We start from the raw sequence: 24,249 nt of genomic DNA on the forward strand, positions 1-24,249 counted from the left end.
TGTTTTTTCACTGGCGGGGAGCGCTATGGCAAATGCCGCGGAACATCATCAAATCGCTTTGGTGGGTACCTGGACGTCGATTCCAGATGCCCCATTAGAGCAGAAACCGGATCATCCTAGCGAAGGTTTATATCGCCTCAAGGTGAATGCGGATGGCACTTTAACACCACTTGATGTGGTCAAAATGAAAAGCCCGTCATGGATTGTAAAATCCCAGGATGGCCGCTTTGCCTATACCACCAATGAAGAAAACGCTGGGGCCGTTACCGCACTGTCCATTGATAAAAGCGGTCAGGTGAAAGTGTTAAATGCGGTGGATAGCCATGGGCAACAGCCGACGCACGCCACCATAAGCCCGGATGGTAAGTTCCTGTTTGTCGCTAACTACTCGGTGGCGAAAGGCGGCGCGGGCGTCTCGGTGTTCCCGATTCATCATGACGGTAAACTGGGTGAGCAGGTGCAGCACTTTGCTTTCGACCACGGCACGGGCGCGGTGAAAGGGCGTCAGGATGGCGGTCACGCACACTCGACCACCTTTACCCACGACGGTAAATATCTGTTCGCTGCCGATCTCGGCGGTGACAAGCTCCATGCGTATCGTTATCACGCCAATAAGGCTGAGCCTCTGGAAGCGGATACCGCGCATGACGTGACCTTTACCGAAGGTTCTGGCCCGCGTCATATGGTGTTCTCACCAGATGGCAAACATGCCTACGTCACCACCGAAATGGCCGGTGAGATCGCGGTATTTACAGTGAAAGACGATCACCTGGATCGCAGCAATACCGTGAAGCTGAACAGTGAAAATAACAGTGCTGAATACCGTAGCGGCGGCGGAATTATTCTCAGTCCGAACGGTAAATATGTGATTGCAGCGAATCGTGGTTCAGATAATAAGCTGTTGGTGTTTAAAATTGAGGCGGATGGCCAGTTAGGCAAGCCGGTCAGTTATAAAGCCAACGGCATTGAACCTCGGGCGTTCTCATTTGATGGCAGTGGAAAATATCTCTATGTCACTAACGTGTTCACCAACAATATTTCCCTGTTCCATTTCGATGAAAAGAGCGGTGAGCTGAAAGCAGCGGGCGATGCAGCAAAAATATCCACGCCCACTGATATAAAGTTCTTTAATTAAGCCGTTCGGTGGGCGCATTTTTTGCGCCCACTTCTCCTCACTATTTTGCCTGCGACATTTCCAGCAGCGCCTCTTCCATTGATGCACCAAACATTTGTCCGTGGGACAGTCCCGGATAAAGTTGATAGCGTGCAGCTGCGCCGTTCTCTGCCATACCTTCGATAGTGGTGCGCACCGCGCGCAATACTTCAGGTTCCGCCGTGTTGCTATCGCTGCGGCGATCGCCATTCCCTTCCATCAAAGTGATCTGCTTATTACTGGCTTTGCGGGTCTGCATCTCACCTAATAGAGAATGGTACCCCTGGCCAATCGACGGGCTGGCTGCGAAATAGCGCGTAAACAGCTGAGAGGAGAGATAGCTGTCGAGTACAAACAATCCGCCGTAAGAGTGGCCCCACAGCGCGCGTTGTTGATGATCGACATGCACACCTTTCTGCGCTGCGGCCAAAATACGTTGCTCTAGCAAGGTGCGGAATGCGCTGCTGCCGCCGCCCTTGCGACCGCGACTAAAAGTGTATCCTGCATCGCCATGCTCTTTGTCAAGCGGGGTGTAATCGTAAGTTCGCGCGTTTACCTCAAACGGCAAAGTGGTTTGATACCCGACCACCACCAGAACCGGAGGGTTGTCTGCCGAGAGTTTTTGCAGCAGCGGATCGGTCAGCCTGTCCATTACCGCATTGCCATCCAGCATCGTGATCAACGGGTAGCCAGATGGCGGAGGCGCTTTATCTGGCACCGCAGTCCAAACTTTGTAATGCCGCTGGCCATCAGCCGAGTCATATTCACTGATGGAGAAGTGGTAATAAGCGGAGCCTTTGTCGGCGATATTCGGGCCGAGTGGCGTCATATTCGGGCGTGCAAACGCGCTGGTGGTGACACTGCTGAGCAACAATAGCAGCAGGACAATGGGACGGTTTATCGCTGAAAATCTATAAAGCATTGAAATCCTTATTCTATTGGTTATTGGTACATATCACCTTGCACCATAATGAGAATGATTCTTGATTTCAATTCTTTTTACTGATGGCAGCCTGTTTCAGAAAAGGCTTTTTTGACAGGATGTTGAACCTGACAGGGGGGTCTAACACGAGCTGATGCCAGAAACAGGGCGGCACAAAGCCGCCATTGTACTTACAGCGCCCGACGCTTAACCCGCTGTGAAAACAGTAGCCATACAGTAATGGACGTTATAATCAGCTCCCAACCCATCTGACTGATGATTGCTTCCATCACGCCATCCAGCGCAGGGGAGATCAGCGTGTTGAGTTGTAACACCGTCGACACTTCGTAACAGCCAATCGCGAAGGCCACCACAATTGAGAGTGATGAAATGGCGAGGGTGTAAGTGAGGCTGCGCAACGGATCGAATTGCGACCAGCGATACAGTTTCAACATCATGACGCCATCTGTGGTATCGATCAGCATCATGCCGGCAGTGAATAAAAGCGGCATCAACATGATGTGCAGCATCGCTTCGCCACCCGCTGCGTGGTTGGCGGACATACCGAAAATCGCCACTTCGGTTGCTGTATCAAAACCAATGCCGAACAGGAAACCGATGAGGAACAAATGATGGCTTTTGCTCACCATGCGAAACAGTGGCGCGCATAGCCGGGTGAGCACGCCGTGGTGATGGCTCTCCTGCGGGACCCGCGTTACATCGCCACGCAGCAACCGCTGACGTTGGCGAAAACATTGCCACAAAGTGCGGGAGTTAGCCCAGGCGAGTAGCAGCAGAAAAGCACCGCAGATCAGTGTGCTAATCATGCCGCCAATCTCTTTCACGCCGGGAAACATCTGCTGCAAAGGTTGCGTGGTCAAAGCGAATATCAGGCAGGCGATCAGCACCACCGAAGCGTGGCCGAGTGAGAACCACATACCTGCGGTAAACGGGCTCTTGCCCTCATTACTCAACTTGCGCGTGGCATTATCAATGGCGGCGATATGATCGGCATCGACGGCGTGGCGCAAACCAAACAGATAGGCTAACAGCGCGACACTCAGCGCGGCCGGTGAATGCTGAAAAGTCACCAACGCCGTACCGATGACCAGCAAATTAAACAGCATGGCGCCACCAATCACCGCAGCGCCTATTTGCTTATGACTCAGCACCTTCATAAAGACTCCTGAGAATTACCCGACAGCGGCAAAGACGCGCAGCGGTTGGATCAGTGGCTGCGCGGCGTGATGGTCGTGATGATGATGATGGTCATGATCATGCGGGTGGTCGGGCGGACAGCTGGCGGCAGCGAGATCCACCGGGCTGCCATGGGGCGTGTTGAGGAAAGCCTGGCGCCACTGCTCTTCACTAATCAGCAATTCTGACATCGGAATCAATTGATGTTGTGACAGGATCTTTTCCAGACAGCTCAGCCATTGCCGATAATAGGCGGTATGGGCGCTTTCATCGCTGCGCTGCGGGAAGTCGCGGATCTCCTGGGCAAATTGTTCCACCCATTGTGGCCAGCTAAAATAGCCGCGTTGAGACAGGGCCACCGCGATGACAAACGCATCGGCTTCCCAGGGTTGTGCAAAGGTGGGATCGGCTTCGTTCACCTGAGCAATAATCGCGTTTAACTCATCCATGCGCAGCATCCTCACATCTGCCCTGAATATAGTCGGACCAGACGCTCAGGTGGACGCTGAAATTCTCGCTATTCTCTCCCCACAAATCGGCGGCAATGAATTTCACCAGGTAGACGTACTGCGGTTTCTCCTATTGCTCTGCGACCAGCGCATCGGGAAATACGCAGGCACCGTAGTTGGCAACAATCACGCCCTTTTTACCACGCGCATAGCGCGGCAGGCGTGTATGACTCAGCGGATTTGAATTATGCGTGATAATACTATCACCCGGTTGATATTGCGGTTCGACCTCAACATCACGATGGTAATTGGGCGGTGTAGTAATTAAATCCAGGTAGCCCTGAGGCGAATAAGTATTCATGTTGTATCCTCAGGCGGAGAGTTCGCTGAGACGCTGCTGCAATTCTTGTTCAGTGAATACGCCGGTTTTACTCATCAACTGCTCAATGGCAAATAACCAGTGTTCGTAATAACTGGATTGCAGATATTCCGTTACGGACATTTTCTCAATTTCATAACGGAAATCATCAAGCACGATTTTTCCGCTCATAAAGAACACCAGCGTGGTGGCGAAAATATCTTTTTCCCATTGGCTGTGAAAATGAGGCTCATCGGCTTCAATCTCGATTGGACCTAAATTCTGCATGCCGCCGCAATCGTGGATATTATTCATGGTGTTTCTCCGCTTAAAGCGTGCGTGTGCCGATCATGGAGTCGCGTGTGACCAATGCGGCCAACTCGCTCTCACTCATGCTTTCACTGTCAGCAGGGGGCTGTGGCAGCACGAAGTAACGGATTTCGGCATTGCTGTCCCATACGCGAATCTCCTTATTGGCCGGAATTTCAGTGCCAAATTCTGCTAATACGCCACGGGGATCAATCACCACACGTGAACGATAGGGTGTCGATTTAAACCAGATGGGCGGCAAGCCCAGCACCGGCCACGGGTAGCAAGAGCAAAGCGTGCACACCACTACGTTGTGCACGCTGTCGGTATTCTCCAGCACGTGCAGGGTAGCGGCTTCAAAGCCGGAGAAGCCGAGTTCATTCACCGCCTCGCGGCCATTTTCCAGTAAGCGTGCTTTGAAGGCGGGATCGCGCCAGGCTCTCGCCACCACCTGCGCACCATTGCGGGGTCCTACTTTGGTTTCGAAATAATCCACGATGGTGTCAGTGACCTCCTGACTCAGAAATCCCTTTTCTGCCAACAGGGATTGGATAGCACGGATCTTTAACGCGGCATCCGAAGGTAATACCGAAGGGTCCGACATAATGGCTCCTCAAAAGATTTTTTACTGATGAGATGAATGAGTGTGTGAGAGACGTTAACGCTTCTGGTAATTACATCTTTGTTAATGCTGCCATTCGCTGTGTTTGAGCGGACAGCGCAGTGTTTAAAAATTTAATTGCACCCTTCTGGTGCTGATTGCTTTAATTAAGTGCAGAAAAGTGAGAGGGCTAAAATTAATTAAAGGTGGGCGGGATTAAATGCAGTAATACTTCTCATCGTTTTCGCTTCTGCTGGCAGAGAATAAAGATAATTTGAACGGCCACGTGGGTTTTGGCCCGCTTATTGCTAATCTAAAAAACGTGCCCCAATGTTGTGGCCCTTTTCTCGCATTAATGCAGACAGCGCTGTCTGTTTTATCCGCTTATCTCTTCCGGTTCCCGGAATACATCATCTCTATTTATTCCAATAACTTCATTGCGAGGGTGCTATGGCTATTAGTCGTCGTTCATTTATTCAGGGATCGGCCGTATCCGCATTGGGTCTGGCTGCAGGGGTTGTACCGAAATTCACCTTAGCCGCTGACAGCAAAGACGCCATCAAAGTGGCGAGCATTCTCGACCTGTCAGGCGGGCTGGATATTTATGGCAAGCCGATGTCCAACGCCATCAATTTAGCTGCAGATGAGATCAACGCAGCAGGGGGATTATTGGGCCGACCGCTGCAAATCATCAATTACGACGCGCAATCCAATATGCAGCTCTACGCGCAATACGCCCAGCAGGCCGCGCTGAAAGACAAAGTGGCGGTGGTGCACGGCGGCATCACGTCTGCGTCGCGCGAGGTGATTCGTCCGGTATTGGATCGTTTCCGTTCGCTCTATTTCTATCCTGCGCAGTATGAAGGTGGCGTCTGCGATCGCAACTACTTCTCTTCAGGCTCAACGCCCGCACAAACCGTGGAGAAACTGGTGCCGTACGCCATGAAGAAGTGGGGCAAGAAAGTCTATGTGCTGGCGGCGGATTACAACTACGGCCAGATTGTTTCGTCATGGGTGAAGAAGTCGGTGCGTGACAACGGCGGTGAAGTGATGACGGTGGAGTACTTCCCGCTGGATGTCACGGACTTCGGTGCCGCCATTTCAAAAATCCAGAGCGCTAAACCAGACATGGTGTGGTCAGCACTGGTGGGCGGGGCGCACATCTCCTTCTACCGCCAATGGCATGCGGCAGGCATGAGCGGCAAGATTCCCATCGCCTCTACCGTATTCGGCGGCGGCAATGAACACATCATTCTGTCGCCGGAAGAGAGCAACGGCATTCTGGTGGCAGCGAACTACATGCAAGAAATTCCGTCTGCCGAGAACAAAGCCTTTGTCGATAAATTCCATGCGCGTTACGGCGACATGTACATCAGCGATCTGGCGATGGGCGCGTATCAGGGCATGTTGATTTGGGCCGAAGGGGTGCGTAAGGCGGGCGACATCGACCGCATGAAAGTGATCGAGGCGCTGGAGTCGGGCGTCACACTGACCTCGCCAAGCGGTCAGCTGAGTGTCGATCCCACCACGCATCACTGTTCGCTGGACGTGCACATTGCCGAGGTGGAAAACCATCAGATGAAGATTCTGGAAACCTTCACAAACCAGGCACCGGTTGATACCGCCATGGTGTGCGACCTGAAGAAAAATCCACGTGATACCAAACAGTATCAGATTGAGCTGTAACGGGAGGCGCTAATGGATCTGTCGGTTATCTATGGCATCGAAGTGCTGAATGCCATCGCGGTGCTGGTGATCATGAGTCTGGGGCTGGCGGTGGTGTTTGGCATGATGAAAATCGTCAATATGGCGCACGGCGAATTTATGATGCTGGGCGGCTACAGCGCCATTATGGCCACTAACCACCTTGGCGTGCCGATCTGGATCTCCATGCTGGTAGTTGCGCCGATTTGTGTTGGCGTGTTTGGCATGGTGATTGAACGCGTCATTATTCGTCATCTGTACGGCAGGATGATCGACACCATGCTGGCCACCTGGGGGTTGAGTCTGGCGTTGATCGGTGCCGCGACCATGCTGTTTGGCAACACCACGCTGGGCATCAGCTCGCCGCTGCCCAGCGTGAATGTGGGAAGTTACAGCACCAGCGGCTATTCGCTGTTTATGATTGTGTTTGCGCTGTGTCTGGTGGCGGCATTGTGGCTGTTGCTGCGCTTCACCACATTGGGATTGTGCGCACGTGCCACCATGCAGAATGCGCGCATGGCGGCGGCGCTAGGCAGCAATCCCGGTAAAATCTACAGCCTGACCTTCGGTCTGGGAGCCGCGCTCTCCGGATTGGGTGGCGCGCTGCTGGCACCGATCACCGGCGTGATACCGACCATCGGCGTTAGCTTTATTGCCAAAGCCTTTATCACGGTAATCGGCGGGGGCAGCGCCATCATCGCCGGCACGCTGACCTCTTCCACGCTGTTTGGCACCATTTCGCAACTGGTGACCTATCTCTCCACGCCGGTGTTTGGTGCGGTGGCGCTGCTGTTGAGTGCCATTGTGCTGCTGCGACTGCTGCCGCACGGTATCACCGGGCGCTTCTTCAGGAGATCGCTGTAATGAAACTGTTTTCGGAAAAAGTGCGCATTGTGCTCAGTGCCCTGATGCTGATCCTGCTGGCGTTTTGGCTCGCTGGTGCGATTGAGCTGTACACCTTGCTCTCCATTACGGTGTTTTTAGTGATGGGACTGTTGTCACTCAGCCTGGCGTTTATCTGGGGCTACGGCGGCATCCTCTGTTTTGGTCAGGCGGCATTTTTTGGACTGGGGGCCTATACCTACGCCATTTGCGCCATTAACTGGGGGGATTCCACCTGGGCGGTGGTGATGGCGATTCTCCTGCCCACGCTGTTCTCTCTGCTTCTCGGTTACGTGATCTTCTACGGCGGCGTCAGTGATGTGTACCTCGGCGCGATCACGTTAGCCGTGAGCCTGGTGCTGTTTAACTGGCTAAACTCCACCTCGGGCAGTGAATACCATATCGGCGAAGCGCTGCTGGGTGGGTTCAATGGTATTCCGTCAGTGCCGACACTCAACATGCCATTCCAGCCAGATGCCATTTTGTCACCGGAGGCGATCTTTATGGTGACCGCCGGTGCGTTGGCGCTCTGCTATGCGCTGCTGAAGTTTGTGCTGCTCAGCCGCTTTGGCAAAACGGTGGTGGCCATTCGGGAAAACGAACAGCGCGCAGGACTGCTCGGCTACAACGTGCCGGCACATAAGCTCGTCACCTTTGCCATTGGCGCGGCGATTGCCGGGTTAGCTGGATGCCTGTACGTCAACTGGGGTGCCTTTGTCAGCCCCGGGGTGTTTAGTATCAGTCAGTCGGCACAGATCATCATTTGGGTGATCGTCGGGGGGCGCGGCACGTTGATCGGTCCGGTGATCAGCTGTGTGCTGTTGCAGTGGATGGTGACGCGGCTGGGCGCGCAGCAGACGGTGGATGTCAATCTGGTACTCGGCGTGATTCTGGCAGTGTTTGTGCTGCTGATCCCCGGTGGTATTTTACCGACCCTACAGCGATTTTGGCGGCGTAAACGACCGAAAATGCTGACGGCAACCCGCGCATCGGTGAGTGAGGTGAAACCATGACGGCAACAGTCCTGTTGGAAACCCGCAAAATGGGCGTCAGTTTTGGTGGTGTGCATGCGGTGAAGGAGGTGGATTTCACCCTGCATGAAGGGGAGCTTCGCTGCCTGATCGGCCCGAACGGCGCGGGGAAAAGCACCTTTTTCAAAATGCTCAGTGGTCAGGTAACGCCCACACGCGGTGAATGCCGCTACCGCAATCAAGTGATCTCCGGCAAACGTCCGTGGGATATTGCCCGGCTGGGCATCGGCATCAAAACTCAGGTGCCGAGCGTCTTTGAAGGGTTGAGCGTTCGGGAGAATCTATGGCAGGCGGCAGCCAATAAGCTGGCGAAAGCGGCTCTGTCCGCTGCGATTGATCAGGTATTGCACGACATCGGACTGGAAGATCATCAGGATGCCGTGCTCTCTGAACTGGCGCACGGACAGCGACAGTGGGTGGAGTTAGGGATGATCCTGATTTCTCGTCCGCAACTGGTGTTGCTGGATGAACCCGCCGCAGGCATGACGCATCAGGAAGTGCGCAAAACCGCCCAGCTGATTAAAGCGATCAATCAACAGAGCACCGTGGTGGTGGTGGAGCACGATATGGAGTTCATCAGCATGATCGCGCAGCAGGTCACGGTGTTTAATCAGGGCGCGGTGCTGGCGGAGGGGACTTTCCGCGAGGTGACGCAGAATCCTCTGGTGAAAGAGGCGTATCTCGGCAATCTGGAGATCAAACATGCTTGAAATAAAAGAGATGGTCTCGGGCTACAACAAAATTCCGGTCCTGCACTTGTCCGAGCTGTTTGTCGGAGCCAAATCCTTCACCGGTGTGTTAGGACGCAACGGCATGGGAAAAACCACGCTGCTGCGCACCATCATGGGAGAGCTACCCGCCTGGCAGGGAACAATCGCGCTCAACGGCATTGATATCACGCGCTATCAGGCCCACCAGCGGGCGGCGGCCGGCATCGGTTTTGTGCCGCAAGGGCGGCAGATCTTCCCGCTGCTGACGGTGGAAGAGAACCTGCGCATGGGCTGCGTGAAGCACTTTTCGCGCGCGGGTCAGATCATCGAGCAGATGCTAGAGATTTTCCCGCGCCTGAAACGTTTACTGGCTCAACCGGGCGGGGCGCTCTCGGGCGGCGAGCAGCAACTGCTGGCGTTGGCGCGCTGTCTCTGCGGGCAGCCCCAGCTGGTGTTGCTGGATGAACCAACCGAAGGCATTCAACCGAATATCTGTGAGGAGATCATCGAGACGCTGCAGCGGCTGAGGCATGAAATGGATATCTCGATCATTCTGGTAGAGCAGGATATTGAGTTTCTTTATGCGTTATCGGATCGGATCCATGTGATTGAAAAAGGGCAGATTGTGCAGCAGATTGATCCGCGCATCCAGCCCAGTGCCAGTGTGGCGGAGCAGTTTTTAGGGTTTCACGCCTAAATCGTGGAAGCGGGACGGGGGGCATGCCCTGTCTCGCCTGACACAGCACCCGGCAGCAGCAACACAGCATCGATTGCCTGACTCCTCTAACGTGATGCTTCGAACATCAGAATGCACACGGGTGAAACATGAATGAGCCATCTTTGCTGAAAACGCTTGCGGGTGTGCGGTTGCATATTTTCCATCCTGATTCGCAAAGCGTGCGAGCTTTTTGTGCCTCGTTGACGCAAATCGGTTGTCACGCACAACACAGCTGGCCGCCTGTCGCCGGACGTCCGGCTGACGCGCAACTGCTGTTGGTGGCGATTGAAAATCACCACGAGGCGGTATTAACGCCGCTGTTTCGTTCATTGCAACAGCATTACACACCGGTGATTGCCCTGGCGAACTGCCACGATGCGCGCTTGTTTCCGCTGCTAATGAAACTGCAACCCGCTGCCATCGCCGAGCGAGAACTAAACCCCTTTGCCTTGATTGTGCAGATCATCGGCACCTGGCGATCCGCCCAGCAGAATGCCCAGTTGCGGGGTGAACTGCAGGCTCGCCAACAGCGTAAACTGAGGAATGAGCGACTGGCGCAGGCTAAAGGCGTGTTGATGCAGACTTTCGGTCTGGATGAGTCGGGGGCATATCGCTTTATGCGTACCGAAGCGATGAACACGCGCAGCAGCCTGGAATTTACTGCTGAGCGTGTGATCAGTCAGTTGCAGAAAGGGTAAAACAAAACGCCGTTACGCCTCGGTTTGTCTCAGCAGACTGCTCGGGGTGTAACCAAAGGCTTTGCGGAAGGCGAGACTGAAATGCGACATATCGCTAAAGCCGTGATCTAGCGCCACCTGCGTGATGTTGCGCGCTTTACCTTCGGCTAGCGCCTTGCGACACGCCAGCAGGCGCTCCTGCCAGACAAAATTCATCGGCGTGGTGCCGTGTGCAGCAAACACGCGGCTGATGGTGCGCGGTGAAACATGATGGGCATTGGCAATTTGCGCCATGGTCAGGTCCGCTTCCTGCAGATTTTGCCGTAAATAACTCACCACCCGCGAGTAAAGATCCGGTTTTAGTGCGTCATCGCCTTTCTGCAAATTGACACTCACCGAGATCATATTGATCAACGTATTGGCGAACTGTTCCGCGAGAAAGGTGTTCTCACTCTCCGCGTTAAAGACAAATGCCTCTTCCAGTAATTGCTTGAGTGAGGTCATTCCGGGACGACTAAGATCCAGCGTTTTCCCCGCGAGCCGGGCAATCGCTGGTGCCTCTTTTTCAATCATCTGGCGCGGCAAATGCACAATGTTGATGGCTACGTTATCCATGGCGAAATCAAAGGGCGTTGCGGCATCGTAAATCACCACATCCCCTGCGCTCACCCGTGACTGGTTATCGTTTTGCCGCAATGTCCCGATGCCGGAACGAACGTAGCCGAGATAAAAATCATGATTAGGATGGCGGCGAATGCACTCGGTGGTGCGTTGCCACACCAGCGCGGTTTGTGACACGTGGTGTGCGATATCGACATGGCCCAGCATGGAATAACCAAAGCTGCCGGAAAAAGTACCGGCATTAACCTGACGCGCCTCGGCATTAATCAAGCGCGAACAGACGGCATCGCGCCAGGCATCAAAGCGGTGGCGATTATCTAAGTGATCCGTGGTGAACGTTTCTTTCATGGCAACATCCCCTAAACCTGGCGAAAAGGGTGAAATCACAATAAACCAAGCAAGTTTCAGGCCATATCGACATGAAAAGGCCGCACCCGAAGTGCAGTGCGGCCAAAATAAGCAGCTTTAGATAGCAGGATGTTTTTTATGCCATTCAGTGACTTGCTGATAAGCCCAGGCGCCCTGAATCATTGCGGTTTCATCGAAATGGGCGGCGACTAACTGGAAACCAATGGGTGCACCGGCGGAAGTCATGCCACATGGCAGGGTGATGGTGGGATGCCCGCTCGCGTCAAATGCACTGGTATAGCGCAATACGCCGTTAAAAAGTGCCTGATCGGTACCAAAACGGGTCATGGTGTCCCAGGTTAATCCGGCATAAGCGGTGGCGGGTGCCAGAATCAAATCCACTTTGCTGAACAGGGCAGAAATATCGCCACGCAGTGCCGCACGGCTCAGCAGCAGGCGCTGATACTCCAGTGCGGAGACCTGATGGCCAAGATCCAGCAGACCAGATAACCCTGGACCGTATTGATCTTTCTGCGCCGGATAGGTCTCTTCATGCGCCAGGGCGGTTTCCACTGCACAGAGCGCACTCCACTCGGCGGCGGCTTTTTCCGTGTCTGGCACAGTGATGTCCACGAAGGTGGCACCCAGCGATGTCAGGGTAGCTATCGCCGATTCCAGCGCGGCACGGGTTTCCGCATCCACCTTCTCTAACGCCCAGCCTGCATCCAGTCCGATGCGCATTTTGCTAACGCCGTGCGTCATCAACGCCAGGTAGTCCGGCACCGGCTCGCTGCTGGAGGTCGGATCTTTATCATCGCGCCCGGCAATGGCTTGCAGCATCGCAGCGGCATCGCCTGCGGATCGTGCCATCGGACCGATGTGATCGAGCGACGCCGCCAGCTCACAGGCACCGTGGCGCGTGACGCGACCCCAGGTCGGTTTGATGCCGGTCAGTCCGTTGGCATTTGACGGGAAGCGAATGGAGCCGCCGGTATCGGTGCCAATCGCGCCATAACAGAGTCCAGCCGCAGTAGCGACGCCAGAACCGCTGGAGGAGACACCGGTCCAGAGGGCGCAGCCCCAGGGGTTATTAGGGCGGGTGATTTCCGGATGGTGATCGGCAAAGGCGCTTTCAGTTTGCGTCAGCTTGCCGAGGATCACCGCACCGGCAGCGCGGAAACGATCAACCACCGTGGAGTCTTCTGCCGGATAGTGATCCTTGTGGATGATCATGCCGTGGCTGGTGGGCGCATCTTTAGTCCAGATTAGATCTTTTAAGGCGATCGGCACGCCGTGCAGCGGGCCACGCAATTTGCCAGCTGCAATTTCCTGATCCGCCTCTGCCGCCTGTTTTAATGCACTGTCGCGCATCACGTAGAAATAGCTGTGCAGATCGCTATCCAGTGTGTCGATGCGCGTTAATAGTGATTCAGTGACCGCTACCGAGGTGATGTCGCCAGACTGAATCAGGCGTCCAATTTCCAGCAAGCTTTTGTAATGCAGATTGTTCATCGCGACCTTACCTCTGTTTAAGGGGGGCTACCTGTGCGGTAGACAATGTGTTGATCAACAACGTAAATCAGACGCGCGGGTTCGGCTGTGTTTAAGCAGACAGATGCTGTGCCAGAAGTGTCAGCGGCCTACCAGGAACTGGCGTTAACCGGAGGGGAACGTTAAAGCATGGCGATATGATGCCGATAACCTTCAGGAATAGTTCACAAGAAGGATTATTTTGATGCTAAATGGGATTGGCAACAGCGTTCTACGCAACCTGATTTCTGCGGGTTTAAGCGTAAATACCACCGCAAACAGCAATGCAGCACAAAACCACTTACAGGCTGAAGCGTCCACGAAAGTGACCTTCAGTGAAGCAAGCGAGGCGATTGCCGCCATCTATAAAATTGTGCCAGCACAGGTACAGAACAGCGGCACGATCAGCAGCAATTTACAGGCGCAACTCAACGCGGCGTCACAATCGGGCGGCGTTGGTATGAACGGTATCGGCAGCAGTTTGCTTAAAGGCCTGGTGCAGAGTGGTGACAATGTCACGTTAAGCGTGCCCGCAACCTCATCAGCCAACGGCACCAGCAACAGTCAGAGCGCGGTGGCGCTCACCGTGACCACACAATCGGGGATTGAGGTGAGTCTGCAAATGACACGCCAGCAGGCCGGACTGGTGGTGGAGCTGAATACCAGTGGGGGTAAACTCAACAGTGATGAGGCTACAGCCATCAGTCAGCTCTCCGACGGTTTGCAAAAAGCGCTGGACGGTTTGGACGCAGGGACAACGCAGCTAGATATCAGCAACCTGATGAAGTTTGATAACTCGCAGTTGCAAAGCGTCGATTTGAAGACCGATCTGCGCAATGGCGACAACGTGACGCAGTCCCTCAACCTTCACGCAGATGATAAAGAGCGCTGGCTCGGTTTTCACAACGGGGATGTCAGTATCAAGCTCGATACGGATGTGTCAAAGCTGACTCAGGCAGGCAGCGCCGAACAGCAGGCCGCCGCACTCGATCAGTGGTCTGCCAAATTTGATCAGGCCGCAACGCGTGGGCACGGCGATCGCGACATGCTGAATCTCTTCAAAGCCAGCTTCCGGGCGCTGAATACTACTCAAGGACAGGCAAGTCATAGCGTCAACACCCAGCGAGTGATCTCCATTGATGCTAATGCCACTAAAAACGGTGCCATTAGTGGATTGGCCGATTTCTCCGCCAGCTATCAGCAGACGCCACGTTCTGATAATCCTTATAAGCCGGAGGAGCAGGACACTTTCTCTTTGGACGTCGCGCAGCAAACCCGCTCGCAGCAACACACTGATAGCCAGGATTTGACACAGGATACGCTGTTCAAACTCAAAGCCAGTTTCCACACCGCGCTGGATTCTGACGGGGCAGCGAAACTGACGGCACTTAAGTCATCTCAAAATTACCGCTATCATCTGATTGACGATGAAGAGCGCAGCCAGACCGTGGTTTCCCAGAACAAAAAAGGTGAGCTGGCTGCGCAGACCACGCAGCAACTCACTCAGCATGAGACGGTGAAAAGCTATCAGCAAGCCAAGCTCATCGATAGCGTGGAGATCCCGCACAGCGAGAAAAATGTCTCTTCACAGAATTACGCCCGCGCACTGTTTGACCCTGAAAATTAATCAGGATCTCCGGTGCGATCCCGATACGGGGACACTGGCCCGCTGAAAAACCTGCACGTCATTATGGTCGCGCACGCGGTAGCAGGCGGCTTTCAGGCCGCACACCTCAGCGAATCTCTAATTCTGCCAGCGCGGCCAATAGCGCATCGACTTTCGGTAACAGCTGCTTGCGGCGTGGCCATATCAGCGTCAGAGCCAATCCATCGGGCTGTTGCTCCGGCAAGATAATCTCCAGTTCACCGCGCGCCAGCGGCTCGCGCACCAGCCAGGAGGGCATCTGCGCCACGCCTAATCCGCCACACAGCGCCTGGACTTGTGCATCGACATCACCCAGTGCCATCCGGTGTGGCACATTGCGCCAGTGCGGGTGACCATCTGAAGTGGTGAACAGCCATGGCTTGCTGCTGCCATCCACGCGTTCATACATGATGGCCTGATGTTGTAATAGCTCGCTTTCATTGTGAGGACGTCCATGGCGCGCCAGATAATCGGGTGCAGCGCAAAACACCATGCGCTCGCGACCCATCTGACGGCAGCCGAGTGAAGCGGGTACATCCGGCGATCCGCCAATGCGCACCGCGACATCGATCCCCTCATCAAACAGATCGATAAAACGATCTGAGAAGGTGAGATTGAGTTCCAGCTCGGGATGTTGCTGACAAAATGGAATCAGCAGCGGCATGACGCCCAGTCGGCCATAAGTATTTGGCACCGCCACGCGCAATCGCCCCGAAGGAATGGTGCGCTGCGCCGCCAGCACCGCTTCGGCTTCGGCCAGCTCCTCCATAATGCGCAGGCAGGTTTGGTAGTAGGCGTTGCCTGCATCGGTGAGCTTCAGACTGCGCGTGGTGCGTTCCAGCAAGCGTGAGCCGAGTCGCGTCTCAAGTCGCGTGACGCTTTTACTGACGGCCGAACCGGTCAGGTGTAAACGTTCTGCCGCTGCCGCGAAACTGCCGCTTTCGACGCTGGCCACAAAGGGTACGATATCTTTCAGGCGTTGATCGTGCATCTATTCGTGAATCCAGGTTATGAATGATGTGAATTAAAGCCAGAGATAGGAATTGAATTCTCTATTAGGCTAATGATTACCGAAACCGAGGAGAATTGAAATGCAAAAGCAAGCGTTAATTGTCGGCATTAGCGGTGTGATTGGGCGTGCGCTGGCGGAAAAACTGCAAAGTGAAGGATGGCAGGTGACCGGATTGTCACGCGGGCGCGGCGCGATCCCCGAAGGGTGCCGCAGTCTGACCGCAGATCTGACCGACGCTGACGCGGTCAGCACTGCACTGTCACAAGAGAAGCCTGATGCGGTGTTCTTTAGCGTCTGGGCGCGTCAGGAGAACGAAAAAGAGAACATTCGCGTGAACGGCGGCATGGTGCGTAATGTGATTGAAGCGCTGGGTGAGCGCCTGAACGGTGCGCACGTGGCGCTGGTGACCGGGCTGAAACACTATCTGGGTCCATTTGAGGCGTATGGCAAAGGAGCTGTGCCGGTGACGCCGTTCCGTGAAGAACAGGGACGCCAGCCGGTCGATAACTTCTACTATGCGCAGGAAGATGAAATCTTTGCCGGTGCCGAGCAATATGGCTATCGCTGGAGCGTGCATCGCCCGCACACCATCATCGGTTATGCAGTGGGCAACGCCATGAACATGGGGCAGACGCTGGCGGTGTATGCCACGCTGTGTCGCGAGAAGGGCTGGCCATTTATCTTCCCCGGCTCGCCGGAACAGTGGAACGGTATTGCTGATGTGACTGACGCCGGTTTGCTGGCGGAGCAGTTGTTTTGGGCAGCGATGGCGGATGAAGCAGCGAATCAGGACTTCAACGCGGTCAACGGCGATGTATTCCGCTGGAACTGGCTGTGGCCACGACTGGCCGCTTACTTTAACGTTGAAGCCGCCGCGTATCCTGCACAGATGATGCCTCTGGAAGGGCGCATGCAACAGGCCGCCGACGCATGGCGTGAAATTGCCGCGCGCGAACAGCTGCAAGAGGCGGACGTTAATAAGCTGGCTTCGTGGTGGCACACCGATGCGGACCTTGGGCGTCCAATGGAAGCATTCACCGACATGAGCAAAAGCCGCAAAGCGGGATTCATCGGCTATCGTTCCACGCTGGATTCGTTTATTGCGCTGTTTGATCGGCTGAAAGCGGAGAAGGTGATTCCGCAGTAGCTTTTTTTCATCGTGACCGGTTATCCAGGTGCGCATCAACGCGCACCTTCATCAACAGCAACTCATACTATTTTGAGGCTGCAATATCCGACATGGGGTATTCGAGCCCTTTAGTCCAACAAATCTTCCCTGTCTTCCCGTTCCCGTATTTTACGCATAACAGGCCGGACGTCGTTACTCAGGTATTCCATAGTGGTGAGTAACACTATGCGTTGCTTATCAAAATTCATGCGATAAATCATAAATCGCAGGCCGGGTGCACAGACCAGTAATTCAACACCTTCGTCCATAAGCATTTCAATATTCGATTCTGTGGTGTCGCGAGTGAAGCGCCAGTTCAATTGGCGTTTATCAATCGCCTTCTGCACTGCGGCGATATATTTATCTTCGCGAAAGCAGGCAAATAATCCGCCACTCACTCCGAATCCCGGTGTTCTTAACAATGTTGGACTGGGCATGTAGATAAATACGATGTTTTTCATCGACGATTATTCCTTAATCTTGATGGATGAACATGCTAGCAGAAGCCTAATGAAGGATTCTTTACGCTAAACTGGCGCTATCTTGTTGATATCATGTGATGATAACATGATAATGATTCTCAACAACAGGAGGTTGTTATGTTTAAGGTCATACCCATCATTCTCACTCTGGCATTATCAGGTTGCACCACTTCATCCGCCAATAAAGCACAGCCTAAAGCCTTGCGAATGGATAAGCCTGAATATCCTTTTTATGCTGCAAAGAATCATATCGAAGGAAAGGTGCAATTTTTTTATGATGTCGATGCGCAAGGGAAGGTCAGTGAAATGCGCATTGTGCAATCCACACCCGACCATCTGTTTGATGACGCGGTTATAAGAGCGGTGAACAAATGGCGATTTGAAAAAGGCCATCCCGCTAAAAATATTCCAATGAAAGTGGTGATGCGCGTGAGTCCTCCGCCCAATATCAGTGATTCGATGTTGTGATCGGTGAGTGATCATAGAGCGCCTAAGGTGTGGTGAGAAAAGCATACTGATTTCGAACCGTGTCTGCCCTGAAATGAAGTGACAGCCATCCTGCGATGGCTGTTTGTATGCCGCATCTAAACCTGGGTCAATCCACCATCAACGCAGATCTCAGCGCCCGCGATGTAACTGCTTTCATCACTGGCAAGGAACAACGCAGCATTTGCCACCTCTTCCGGTTTTGCCATTCTGCCGAGGGGGATGGCGCTGGTGAGACCATTTCGAACCTGTTCTGAAGCCGCCGCCATCATTTCAGTATCCACAGGGCCGGGTGCGACCACATTGACGCGGATACCGCGTGCGGCGAGTTCACGGGTCCAGGTGCGGGCAAAGGAGCGCAGAGCGGCTTTGCTGGCAGAGTAAACACCATAGCCTTCCGTGCCAATCACATCCGCAATCGAGCCAATCAGAACCACGCTCGCACCCGGTTTCAACAGGGGCAACGCAGCTTGTAAGGCAAAGAGCGGCGAGCGCACGTTAAGTCCGAAAATCTGCTCGTAGTGAGACTCACTGATCTCGTCTAACCGGGCGTATTCCGACATACCCGCATTGATCACCAACACATCCAAATGGCCTGACGTGCTTTTGATGGTGTCCATAATATCGGCCAGCTCTTCGTTCTGACTAACATCGGCGCGTAATGGCTTCGCGATGCCGGATATCTTGCGGCTGGCAGTAGCTAATTCTTCTTCACGACGGGAGGTAAACCAGGTGGTTGCTCCTTCGCTGGCGAAACGCTGGCTGATCGCCAAACCGATACCTTTTGCGCCGCCCAGTACCACGGCAACTTTGTTTTCTAATCTGCTCATCTGCAATGCTCCTTTAAGAGTGGAACCCAGATGATATAAAAACTATACTTGATATCAAATACGCACTTAGTTTATATCAGATATATACGGGTATATCGCCATGAATGAGAAAACTGACAAGCCTTTGATTGATATCGGTAAAACCCGACCTGTTTTGGAAAACATCACCAATAAATGGTCGATATTAATTCTCACCGTGCTTTGCACACAGCCCTCAAGGTTCAATGAGATTCGCCGCAGACTGGAGGGGATTACCCATAAAGCACTGGCGGATGCGCTCAAACGTCTGGAGCGCAATGGTCTTGTGAACCGTAAAGTGCTACCAACTTCGCCGGTGAGCGTGGAATACAGCATCACACCTTTAGCGCAGACGCTGCAGCAGCCCTTTATGGCCCTGGCGAGTTGGGCGATGGAGTACGGCCCGGTGATGGAACAGGCTCAAGCCGCTTACGACATTGCTCGTAATGAAGAAAAGAAGGTGGCGGAAGAAGCCTAATGGTTGGGTTTTAATTAGATGAACTCAGAAAGACGGGCAGCGCGATATTTTACACTTCATGCGCTGCCGTTTTACTCACCTTTATTTTTACCTGTTTATATAACAGGGACGGATAATGCTGAGACTTTTTCTTTAGCCTCAGCAATCAAAATAATCCCCTGCAAGGATTCATCAGGATGAACACTCCATATTTTACTTTCGGGGATGCAAATGCCGTCATAACGTATTTTGGTGCCGTCGTAGGGATAAAATTTACCTTCGTTTGTATCTAAAACAAAAACCTGCAACAGACGAGACTTCTGCGCAATGTGTTTCCAAAGTGCTTTTCCGCCTTCATAGTGGTGATGATCACTCATCAGCGTGATATTTTGATGCACCACCAAGGTTTCATACATGCGGGTTGCAAGACCAAAACCTTGCATGATCTCTTGTACCACAACCCCTTCAACCTGCAGCGCGGCAGCATCCTGCCAGAATGACTTTACGCTGAGCCCATCAAAATGTTCAACGCGAATCAGTTCCAACGTAGCAATGACGCGATGACGTAAATCGTTCTCGATTAATGCTGGACCAGCATCGACGACTGCTGAAAAAGGTGTTTTTCGATCATAGATAATCCAGTAAGTAGAACTACCCATTTCAAACTCATCAATAATCTCAAAACGTCGTTGTAATGTATTGGGGCTGTATGACATTGGCATTATGGCCATATTTGAATCCCCCTTGTTAAGCACTGGCATGTGTATTCCTTCACTTGATTGCCTCTCTCCATTAATTAACTTAACACATGAAAGGATAGGGATGAGGTGGATTTAATGAGAGCCAGACTCCTGTTTTCTATTTTAATAGGGAGAATGACATCCTTTTATCACCTCAACCCAATCTTACCCAGCGACGACCAAGCAGCACTGTCATAACGATAATCACCGCAATGGCGGCTAGATGCATGACAAAATCCATCGGATGCAGATGCACCGGATGGCAAAACGCCAGCATGGTGACGGCCATGCAGGATATGCCCAGTCCGGCCATCGCCAGGCTGCGTACCGGATGGAGTGCACGTGTCTTGCGTAAACTGGCAATCATCAGCAGCATCATCGGTGTGCTCACCACTAACAGGAAGGTAAAACAGCGCGTGCTGTCATTATCATGTGCCTCCACTACGGCGTGCGGGATACTGCTCAGGCTCAATCCCAACCACAATAAACCCAGCGTCAGCAGCACTTTCCAACTGACACTGCGGCGGCCAGGGATGCTCATGTTGAACGCATTACGAATCGCAAACAAGCCGAGCACAAACGCCAGCGCCAACTGGATGAGCGCGCGCATCGCACCGGGTTGTGACCAGTCGGTGAGGGTGCGCTGCACCAGAAAACTGGCGGCGATGCCGCAGGGCAGTGCCAGCAGCAGCCACATCAAGACACGCCAATAAGTCGGCCGCATCGGTTGAACGGGCTGCATGTCGCGGCTGAGTTTTTCGATTAACAGGTCATGATTATTCATGGTGTGCTCCAAAGCGACGCAGATTACTCAGCGCGCGATGCAACAGCGATTTCACCGCTGCCACACTTAAATTGTTATGTTCTGCCGCTTCCGTCAGGCTCATTTCGCGCAAGTGAACATGTTCGACAATCTCGCGCTGGCGCGAGGGAAGCTTGCGCAGATAGCCAGCCAGTTCCTCTTGTGTATCCAGCGATGGTGCCTCTGGCGCAATGGCAGCTTCAGTTAGCGTTTCTTCGTGGACTTCCCATTGCTGATGGCGTCCGCGTCGCCGCAGGGCATCCACGGCGCGAGCGGAGATGATGGCCATCAGCCAGGGTAAGAACGGGTAGGCAGGATCATAGGTGTGACGCACCCGATGCACCGTTAGCAGCACATCCTGAATCACATCTTCCACTAATGCCTGGTCGGTGAGTTGTTGGCGTATTTGTCCGCGTATCACCGGCACTAGCGCTTTGAGCAGTCGGGTGTAAGCGAGCTGATCGCCCGCCTGCGCCTGTTCCATTAGCGCGGGCCAACTTTCGTGCGCGCTATCACTTGCTTGCATAATCCGCCTTGAAACAATTACGCCTTGGTGCTGGCCGCTTGCAGCGCATTCACCACAATGCTCGGTGTCAGCACTTGCGGCAGCACTTTTGGCGGCCCGCCATCGGCGGGGTAAACCAGATACATCGGCAGTCCGCCCTGACCAAACTCGCTCATGGCGTCATCGACATCGGGATTAAACTTGGTGGAGTCCGCCACCATATACACCGTACCGGTTTTTGCCAACGCGTCTTTAACTACCTGCGTCGAAAGGGAGGTTTTTTCATTCACCTGACAGGTAATACACCATGAGGCGGTGAAATCGACAAAGATGGCTTTACCGTGTCCACGTTGAGAGGCGACGGCTTGCGGTGTCCACTTCTCTTTAGTGAGCTGGCTGGCTACCTGGTCACCTGCCAGCGCTGCGCCCGGTTGAATTAACTGCGGCAGTGGGGCCAGCACGGCGATAACCAATACGGCGGTCACGGCGAACAGCACTTTATGGCCTTTACCGGCAAAGCGGCGATGTTGCGCCATCCCATATAGCCAGCCCGCGAATGCTACAACCACTGAGGCTGCTAACAGTGTAGCCAATGCCGCGCTGCCTGCCTGTTGCGCGAGCACCCACACCAGCCAGGCATAAGCGCCGAACATTGGGAAGGCCAGACCGCGTTTCAACACATCCATCCATGCACCTGGTCGTGGCAGGAACTTTGCCAGACGCGGGAACAAGGAAACCAACGTGAAGGGCGCGGCAAACCCCAGTGCCAGTGCAAAGAAGATCACCAAGGCCACGGCCGGAGGTTGCAACAGCGCATAACCAATGGCACTGGCCATGAAGGGGGCAGCGCAGGGGGTGGCAACGATAATCGCTAGCGCACCGGTGAGCGCAGATCGTAAAAATGCGCCGCGATTGATTTCCACCGCGCCCACGCGCTGGACGGACAAGCCCACTTCAAACACGCCCAGTAAGTTAAGCGCGGCGGCGAGGATCACCAGCGACAGCAGGGCGATCACCAGGGGAGATTGCAGTTGGAAACCCCAACCGACAGCGGCCCCGCCTGCGCGCGCGGCCAGCAAAATCCCTGCCAGCGCCATCATGGTGACGATCACACCAAGCAGGAAACCCAAACCTTCTCGTCGCGCGCTAGCAGCGTTGTCCGTGTGGCGTAACAAACCCAGCGCTTTCAGTGAGATGACTGGAAAAACGCAGGGCATAAGATTAAGAATAATGCCGCCAATGAAGGCGGCCAGCATGGCGGTTAACATCGCTGGCCTCTTTGCTTAGTTAGTTTGCGGATGTGCAGCGTCGTACTGCTTCACGGCGGCGAGGGCTTTCTCAATGTGCGTATCCGGGTTTCTATCAGTGTAACTCAGCAGGATGTCGCCATTAGGCGCAATAACATAAGAGGTACGATCGGAAAGGGTTTTGCCTTTCATCTGCATGGTGGTTTGATACTGAGCGGCCACTTTTGCACCTGGGTCGGCGGCAACAGCGAATTTGTCACGGCACTCCAGTTTAGAGAAATCGCTCACCTGATCGGTATTGCCTGCAGTCACACCAATAACTGTGGCGTGCATTTTGGTGAAGTTGTCGGTGGCTTCGGCGAAGTCATGCGCTTCAATCGTACAGCCCGCACTGAATGCGGCCGGGAAGAAGTAAAGCACCACTGGCCCTTTTTGCAGCGCTTTTTGCAGCGAGAAGGTCAATGGTTTGCCAGCTAATGCACCTTGCAGTTCGAAATTTGGTGCCTTTGCACCAACCGGCAGCGCGGCGCTGGCGTTAAAAGCGGTGGCAGAGAGGCTCAATGCGGCGGTGATGCTCAGAGTGCAAACGAGGGTTTTAAACGATTTCATTATCTGCTCCTGCGATGTAAGGGAGGTCCGGTTTTAGTGACTCAATACATCAGTTCGCTGGAGGGGGCGGAAAGGTTTCGGTGCCAGTAAAAAAAAGTTAAATTAGCGACGCAATGTGACTCATGGAAAAAGAGGCTAAGAGAGATGAATCGGAATTATTTCAGTAAAATCATTTTGTTAATTGGGTTATCTTGCTCGGCCACCGCGCTGGCGGCACCTGTCATTGATAGCGATGTGGCTTCCCTGATCAATCAACGCCTGTCCTATATGAAGGATGTGGCCGGTTATAAAGCCGCCAATCATCTTGCGATTGAAGATTTGCCTCAAGAAGAAAAAGTGCTGGCTAGTGCTGTGCTGCAAGCCGAAAAGCTGGGCTTAGCGGGCGAGTCTGTTAAACCCTTTGTGCAGGCTCAGATGGATGCAGCAAAAGCGATTCAATATCGCTATCGCGCAGATTGGCTCTCCACACCTGAACAAGGTTGGCAGCCTTTGCCGCTGGATCAGGTCAGAAGCAAAATTAATGTGCTGACCGCCAGCATTCTGAGCGGTATCCGTGGGCAGTTAGCCGAGGGAAAACCTTTCATCGATAAAGCCGCCTTTCTGCACACGCTTGATCAAGCGAATCTGGAACAGGGTGATAAAACGCGGTTGTGGGAAGCCCTGCAGAAAATTAGTCTGAAGAAGTAGCGGTTATTCATAAGAGGCGTAATAAGATTACGCCTCCCTAATATGTCGTTTACCTTTAAGACTGCAATATTATCCACGATATCTCCACCTCGGGATAAAATTCAGATGACCAACGATCCACTCCGCCACCTTTTCCTTATAACCCCAACTGAACTCCCTATGTCCTGCTCAAGAATCCCCTCTGCTATAACTGCTGCGAGTTGATAACGCGTAGGAAAAGTTTTTCATGGATATTCGTAAAATTAAGAAACTGATCGAACTGGTAGAAGAGTCTGGCATCTCCGAGCTGGAAATCTCTGAAGGCGAAGAGTCAGTTCGTATCAGCCGTTCACCTGCGAACGCTGGCTATCC

27 protein-coding genes and 2 pseudogenes are annotated in these 24,249 nt (G+C 53.5%); 13 read left to right on the forward strand and 16 right to left on the reverse strand.

The genetic code is table 11. From position 1 onward, the window contains the following. The first annotated feature begins 25 nt into the window (after window positions 1–25). Entirely contained in the window at window positions 26–1,135 is a 1,110-nt protein-coding gene (locus FD737_RS20065) for a lactonase family protein (protein ID WP_160834393.1), read from the forward strand. A 40-nt stretch (window positions 1,136–1,175) separates the two neighbouring features. On the opposite strand, the gene FD737_RS20070 is transcribed toward FD737_RS20065, so the two are convergent. The 6 genes and pseudogenes from FD737_RS20070 to nthA form a co-directional block, all read right to left on the reverse strand. Next, window positions 1,176–2,075: an alpha/beta hydrolase gene (locus tag FD737_RS20070; RefSeq protein ID WP_160834394.1), complete on the reverse strand. Its 900-nt coding sequence runs from the start codon at window positions 2,073–2,075 to the stop codon at window positions 1,176–1,178. 191 nt (window positions 2,076–2,266) lie between these two features. Next, the gene (locus tag FD737_RS20075; protein ID WP_160834395.1) at window positions 2,267–3,253 is read right to left on the reverse strand and encodes a HoxN/HupN/NixA family nickel/cobalt transporter; all 987 of its coding nucleotides are present in this window, start codon (window positions 3,251–3,253) and stop codon (window positions 2,267–2,269) included. 15 nt (window positions 3,254–3,268) lie between these two features. Continuing rightward, window positions 3,269–3,721, reverse strand: coding sequence for a nitrile hydratase accessory protein (locus FD737_RS20080; RefSeq protein WP_160834396.1), 453 nt, complete (start codon window positions 3,719–3,721; stop codon window positions 3,269–3,271). After that, window positions 3,714–4,082, reverse strand: a pseudogene (locus FD737_RS24200) (SH3-like domain-containing protein). The gene FD737_RS20080 and the pseudogene FD737_RS24200 overlap by 8 nt, the downstream one beginning before the upstream one ends. A 9-nt stretch (window positions 4,083–4,091) precedes the next feature. Next, window positions 4,092–4,394 carry an SH3-like domain-containing protein gene (locus FD737_RS24205; protein ID WP_097118870.1) on the reverse strand — a complete coding sequence of 101 codons (303 nt, stop codon included), beginning with the start codon at window positions 4,392–4,394 and terminating at the stop codon, window positions 4,092–4,094. Window positions 4,395–4,407: 13 nt separating this feature from the next. Next, window positions 4,408–4,992 carry a nitrile hydratase subunit alpha gene (gene nthA / locus FD737_RS20100; RefSeq protein ID WP_160834399.1) on the reverse strand — a complete coding sequence of 195 codons (585 nt, stop codon included), beginning with the start codon at window positions 4,990–4,992 and terminating at the stop codon, window positions 4,408–4,410. A gap of 447 nt (window positions 4,993–5,439) precedes the next feature. On the opposite strand from nthA, the gene FD737_RS20105 reads away from it, so the two are divergent. From FD737_RS20105 to FD737_RS20130, 6 genes are all read left to right on the forward strand, one after another. Next, on the forward strand, window positions 5,440–6,675 hold the full coding sequence (locus tag FD737_RS20105; RefSeq protein ID WP_160834400.1) for an ABC transporter substrate-binding protein: 1,236 nt from the start codon (window positions 5,440–5,442) through the stop codon (window positions 6,673–6,675). A 12-nt stretch (window positions 6,676–6,687) separates the two neighbouring features. Then, window positions 6,688–7,557, forward strand: a complete 870-nt coding sequence (locus FD737_RS20110) for a branched-chain amino acid ABC transporter permease (protein WP_160834401.1) — start codon at window positions 6,688–6,690, stop codon at window positions 7,555–7,557. Next, window positions 7,557–8,588, forward strand: coding sequence for a branched-chain amino acid ABC transporter permease (locus tag FD737_RS20115; RefSeq protein WP_160834402.1), 1,032 nt, complete (start codon window positions 7,557–7,559; stop codon window positions 8,586–8,588). Before FD737_RS20110 ends, FD737_RS20115 begins: the two co-directional genes overlap by 1 nt. Further along, a complete protein-coding gene (locus tag FD737_RS20120; RefSeq protein WP_097118874.1) occupies window positions 8,585–9,316 on the forward strand; it encodes an ATP-binding cassette domain-containing protein in 732 nt (243 codons plus the stop codon). Before FD737_RS20115 ends, FD737_RS20120 begins: the two co-directional genes overlap by 4 nt. Continuing rightward, window positions 9,309–10,013: an ABC transporter ATP-binding protein gene (locus FD737_RS20125; protein WP_097118875.1), complete on the forward strand. Its 705-nt coding sequence runs from the start codon at window positions 9,309–9,311 to the stop codon at window positions 10,011–10,013. Before FD737_RS20120 ends, FD737_RS20125 begins: the two co-directional genes overlap by 8 nt. 128 nt (window positions 10,014–10,141) lie before the next feature. Beyond that, a complete protein-coding gene (locus tag FD737_RS20130; RefSeq protein ID WP_160834403.1) occupies window positions 10,142–10,732 on the forward strand; it encodes an ANTAR domain-containing response regulator in 591 nt (196 codons plus the stop codon). Window positions 10,733–10,744: 12 nt separating this feature from the next. On the opposite strand, the gene FD737_RS20135 is transcribed toward FD737_RS20130, so the two are convergent. Together FD737_RS20135 and FD737_RS20140 are read right to left on the reverse strand one after the other, a co-directional pair. Continuing rightward, on the reverse strand, window positions 10,745–11,680 hold the full coding sequence (locus FD737_RS20135; RefSeq protein ID WP_097118877.1) for a helix-turn-helix domain-containing protein: 936 nt from the start codon (window positions 11,678–11,680) through the stop codon (window positions 10,745–10,747). A gap of 117 nt (window positions 11,681–11,797) precedes the next feature. Beyond that, window positions 11,798–13,192 (reverse strand): amidase, encoded by a 1,395-nt coding sequence (locus FD737_RS20140; protein ID WP_160834404.1) that lies wholly within the window; start codon window positions 13,190–13,192, stop codon window positions 11,798–11,800. A gap of 223 nt (window positions 13,193–13,415) precedes the next feature. On the opposite strand from FD737_RS20140, the gene FD737_RS20145 reads away from it, so the two are divergent. Further along, on the forward strand, window positions 13,416–14,837 hold the full coding sequence (locus tag FD737_RS20145; protein ID WP_160834405.1) for a hypothetical protein: 1,422 nt from the start codon (window positions 13,416–13,418) through the stop codon (window positions 14,835–14,837). 106 nt (window positions 14,838–14,943) lie between these two features. Here the strand turns inward: FD737_RS20145 and FD737_RS20150 are convergent, their stop codons facing one another. Next, window positions 14,944–15,846 carry a LysR family transcriptional regulator gene (locus tag FD737_RS20150; protein ID WP_097118880.1) on the reverse strand — a complete coding sequence of 301 codons (903 nt, stop codon included), beginning with the start codon at window positions 15,844–15,846 and terminating at the stop codon, window positions 14,944–14,946. A 100-nt stretch (window positions 15,847–15,946) separates the two neighbouring features. Between FD737_RS20150 and FD737_RS20155 the strand changes: the two genes are divergently transcribed. Beyond that, window positions 15,947–17,014, forward strand: coding sequence for an SDR family oxidoreductase (locus FD737_RS20155; protein WP_160834406.1), 1,068 nt, complete (start codon window positions 15,947–15,949; stop codon window positions 17,012–17,014). A gap of 110 nt (window positions 17,015–17,124) precedes the next feature. On the opposite strand, the gene FD737_RS20160 is transcribed toward FD737_RS20155, so the two are convergent. Next, window positions 17,125–17,496 (reverse strand): hypothetical protein, encoded by a 372-nt coding sequence (locus tag FD737_RS20160; protein ID WP_160834407.1) that lies wholly within the window; start codon window positions 17,494–17,496, stop codon window positions 17,125–17,127. 138 nt (window positions 17,497–17,634) lie between these two features. Here FD737_RS20160 and FD737_RS20165 point away from each other — a divergent pair, with 138 nt between their 5' ends. After that, complete coding sequence (locus FD737_RS20165) at window positions 17,635–17,985, forward strand: TonB family protein (RefSeq protein ID WP_058960242.1); 351 nt, start codon at window positions 17,635–17,637, stop codon at window positions 17,983–17,985. Between the two features lie 116 nt (window positions 17,986–18,101). Here the strand turns inward: FD737_RS20165 and FD737_RS20170 are convergent, their stop codons facing one another. Further along, entirely contained in the window at window positions 18,102–18,833 is a 732-nt protein-coding gene (locus FD737_RS20170) for an SDR family NAD(P)-dependent oxidoreductase (RefSeq protein WP_097118884.1), read from the reverse strand. Between the two features lie 100 nt (window positions 18,834–18,933). Between FD737_RS20170 and FD737_RS20175 the strand changes: the two genes are divergently transcribed. Next, window positions 18,934–19,329, forward strand: coding sequence for a helix-turn-helix domain-containing protein (locus FD737_RS20175; RefSeq protein ID WP_097118885.1), 396 nt, complete (start codon window positions 18,934–18,936; stop codon window positions 19,327–19,329). Between the two features lie 95 nt (window positions 19,330–19,424). On the opposite strand, the gene FD737_RS20180 is transcribed toward FD737_RS20175, so the two are convergent. The 5 genes from FD737_RS20180 to FD737_RS20200 all read right to left on the reverse strand — a co-directional run bounded on the left by FD737_RS20180 (window position 19,425) and on the right by FD737_RS20200 (window position 23,211). Next, the gene (locus FD737_RS20180; protein WP_097118886.1) at window positions 19,425–20,069 is read right to left on the reverse strand and encodes a hypothetical protein; all 645 of its coding nucleotides are present in this window, start codon (window positions 20,067–20,069) and stop codon (window positions 19,425–19,427) included. Between the two features lie 133 nt (window positions 20,070–20,202). Further along, window positions 20,203–20,832, reverse strand: a complete 630-nt coding sequence (locus FD737_RS20185; RefSeq protein ID WP_160834408.1) for an NrsF family protein — start codon at window positions 20,830–20,832, stop codon at window positions 20,203–20,205. Then, a complete protein-coding gene (locus FD737_RS20190; RefSeq protein WP_160834409.1) occupies window positions 20,825–21,376 on the reverse strand; it encodes a sigma-70 family RNA polymerase sigma factor in 552 nt (183 codons plus the stop codon). Before FD737_RS20190 ends, FD737_RS20185 begins: the two co-directional genes overlap by 8 nt. Window positions 21,377–21,393: 17 nt before the next feature. Beyond that, a complete protein-coding gene (locus FD737_RS20195; RefSeq protein ID WP_160834410.1) occupies window positions 21,394–22,623 on the reverse strand; it encodes a protein-disulfide reductase DsbD in 1,230 nt (409 codons plus the stop codon). A gap of 15 nt (window positions 22,624–22,638) precedes the next feature. After that, the gene (locus FD737_RS20200; protein WP_160834411.1) at window positions 22,639–23,211 is read right to left on the reverse strand and encodes a peroxiredoxin; all 573 of its coding nucleotides are present in this window, start codon (window positions 23,209–23,211) and stop codon (window positions 22,639–22,641) included. A 144-nt stretch (window positions 23,212–23,355) separates the two neighbouring features. Between FD737_RS20200 and FD737_RS20205 the strand changes: the two genes are divergently transcribed. Next, window positions 23,356–23,898, forward strand: a complete 543-nt coding sequence (locus tag FD737_RS20205; RefSeq protein ID WP_160834412.1) for a chorismate mutase — start codon at window positions 23,356–23,358, stop codon at window positions 23,896–23,898. A gap of 226 nt (window positions 23,899–24,124) precedes the next feature. Continuing rightward, window positions 24,125–24,249: pseudogene (locus tag FD737_RS20210) on the forward strand (acetyl-CoA carboxylase biotin carboxyl carrier protein); the annotation flags it as partial.

Source organism: Pantoea sp. Seng, from assembly GCF_009829935.1.
In the GTDB taxonomy this organism is placed as follows: domain Bacteria; phylum Pseudomonadota; class Gammaproteobacteria; order Enterobacterales; family Enterobacteriaceae; genus Pantoea; species Pantoea communis.

Excerpts from the sequence above, each read along its gene's own strand:
- FD737_RS20065 (WP_160834393.1), top strand. The coding sequence starts at position 26 with ATGGCAAATGCCGCGGAACATCATCAAATCGCTTTGGTGGGTACCTGG.
- FD737_RS20070 (WP_160834394.1), bottom strand. The coding sequence starts at position 2,075 with ATGCTTTATAGATTTTCAGCGATAAACCGTCCCATTGTCCTGCTGCTA.
- FD737_RS20075 (WP_160834395.1), bottom strand. The coding sequence starts at position 3,253 with ATGAAGGTGCTGAGTCATAAGCAAATAGGCGCTGCGGTGATTGGTGGC.
- FD737_RS20080 (WP_160834396.1), bottom strand. The coding sequence starts at position 3,721 with ATGGATGAGTTAAACGCGATTATTGCTCAGGTGAACGAAGCCGATCCC.
- FD737_RS24205 (WP_097118870.1), bottom strand. The coding sequence starts at position 4,394 with ATGAATAATATCCACGATTGCGGCGGCATGCAGAATTTAGGTCCAATC.
- nthA (WP_160834399.1), bottom strand. The coding sequence starts at position 4,992 with ATGTCGGACCCTTCGGTATTACCTTCGGATGCCGCGTTAAAGATCCGT.
- FD737_RS20105 (WP_160834400.1), top strand. The coding sequence starts at position 5,440 with ATGGCTATTAGTCGTCGTTCATTTATTCAGGGATCGGCCGTATCCGCA.
- FD737_RS20110 (WP_160834401.1), top strand. The coding sequence starts at position 6,688 with ATGGATCTGTCGGTTATCTATGGCATCGAAGTGCTGAATGCCATCGCG.
- FD737_RS20115 (WP_160834402.1), top strand. The coding sequence starts at position 7,557 with ATGAAACTGTTTTCGGAAAAAGTGCGCATTGTGCTCAGTGCCCTGATG.
- FD737_RS20120 (WP_097118874.1), top strand. The coding sequence starts at position 8,585 with ATGACGGCAACAGTCCTGTTGGAAACCCGCAAAATGGGCGTCAGTTTT.
- FD737_RS20125 (WP_097118875.1), top strand. The coding sequence starts at position 9,309 with ATGCTTGAAATAAAAGAGATGGTCTCGGGCTACAACAAAATTCCGGTC.
- FD737_RS20130 (WP_160834403.1), top strand. The coding sequence starts at position 10,142 with ATGAATGAGCCATCTTTGCTGAAAACGCTTGCGGGTGTGCGGTTGCAT.
- FD737_RS20135 (WP_097118877.1), bottom strand. The coding sequence starts at position 11,680 with ATGAAAGAAACGTTCACCACGGATCACTTAGATAATCGCCACCGCTTT.
- FD737_RS20140 (WP_160834404.1), bottom strand. The coding sequence starts at position 13,192 with ATGAACAATCTGCATTACAAAAGCTTGCTGGAAATTGGACGCCTGATT.
- FD737_RS20145 (WP_160834405.1), top strand. The coding sequence starts at position 13,416 with ATGCTAAATGGGATTGGCAACAGCGTTCTACGCAACCTGATTTCTGCG.
- FD737_RS20150 (WP_097118880.1), bottom strand. The coding sequence starts at position 15,846 with ATGCACGATCAACGCCTGAAAGATATCGTACCCTTTGTGGCCAGCGTC.
- FD737_RS20155 (WP_160834406.1), top strand. The coding sequence starts at position 15,947 with ATGCAAAAGCAAGCGTTAATTGTCGGCATTAGCGGTGTGATTGGGCGT.
- FD737_RS20160 (WP_160834407.1), bottom strand. The coding sequence starts at position 17,496 with ATGAAAAACATCGTATTTATCTACATGCCCAGTCCAACATTGTTAAGA.
- FD737_RS20165 (WP_058960242.1), top strand. The coding sequence starts at position 17,635 with ATGTTTAAGGTCATACCCATCATTCTCACTCTGGCATTATCAGGTTGC.
- FD737_RS20170 (WP_097118884.1), bottom strand. The coding sequence starts at position 18,833 with ATGAGCAGATTAGAAAACAAAGTTGCCGTGGTACTGGGCGGCGCAAAA.
- FD737_RS20175 (WP_097118885.1), top strand. The coding sequence starts at position 18,934 with ATGAATGAGAAAACTGACAAGCCTTTGATTGATATCGGTAAAACCCGA.
- FD737_RS20180 (WP_097118886.1), bottom strand. The coding sequence starts at position 20,069 with ATGCCAGTGCTTAACAAGGGGGATTCAAATATGGCCATAATGCCAATG.
- FD737_RS20185 (WP_160834408.1), bottom strand. The coding sequence starts at position 20,832 with ATGAATAATCATGACCTGTTAATCGAAAAACTCAGCCGCGACATGCAG.
- FD737_RS20190 (WP_160834409.1), bottom strand. The coding sequence starts at position 21,376 with ATGCAAGCAAGTGATAGCGCGCACGAAAGTTGGCCCGCGCTAATGGAA.
- FD737_RS20195 (WP_160834410.1), bottom strand. The coding sequence starts at position 22,623 with ATGTTAACCGCCATGCTGGCCGCCTTCATTGGCGGCATTATTCTTAAT.
- FD737_RS20200 (WP_160834411.1), bottom strand. The coding sequence starts at position 23,211 with ATGAAATCGTTTAAAACCCTCGTTTGCACTCTGAGCATCACCGCCGCA.
- FD737_RS20205 (WP_160834412.1), top strand. The coding sequence starts at position 23,356 with ATGAATCGGAATTATTTCAGTAAAATCATTTTGTTAATTGGGTTATCT.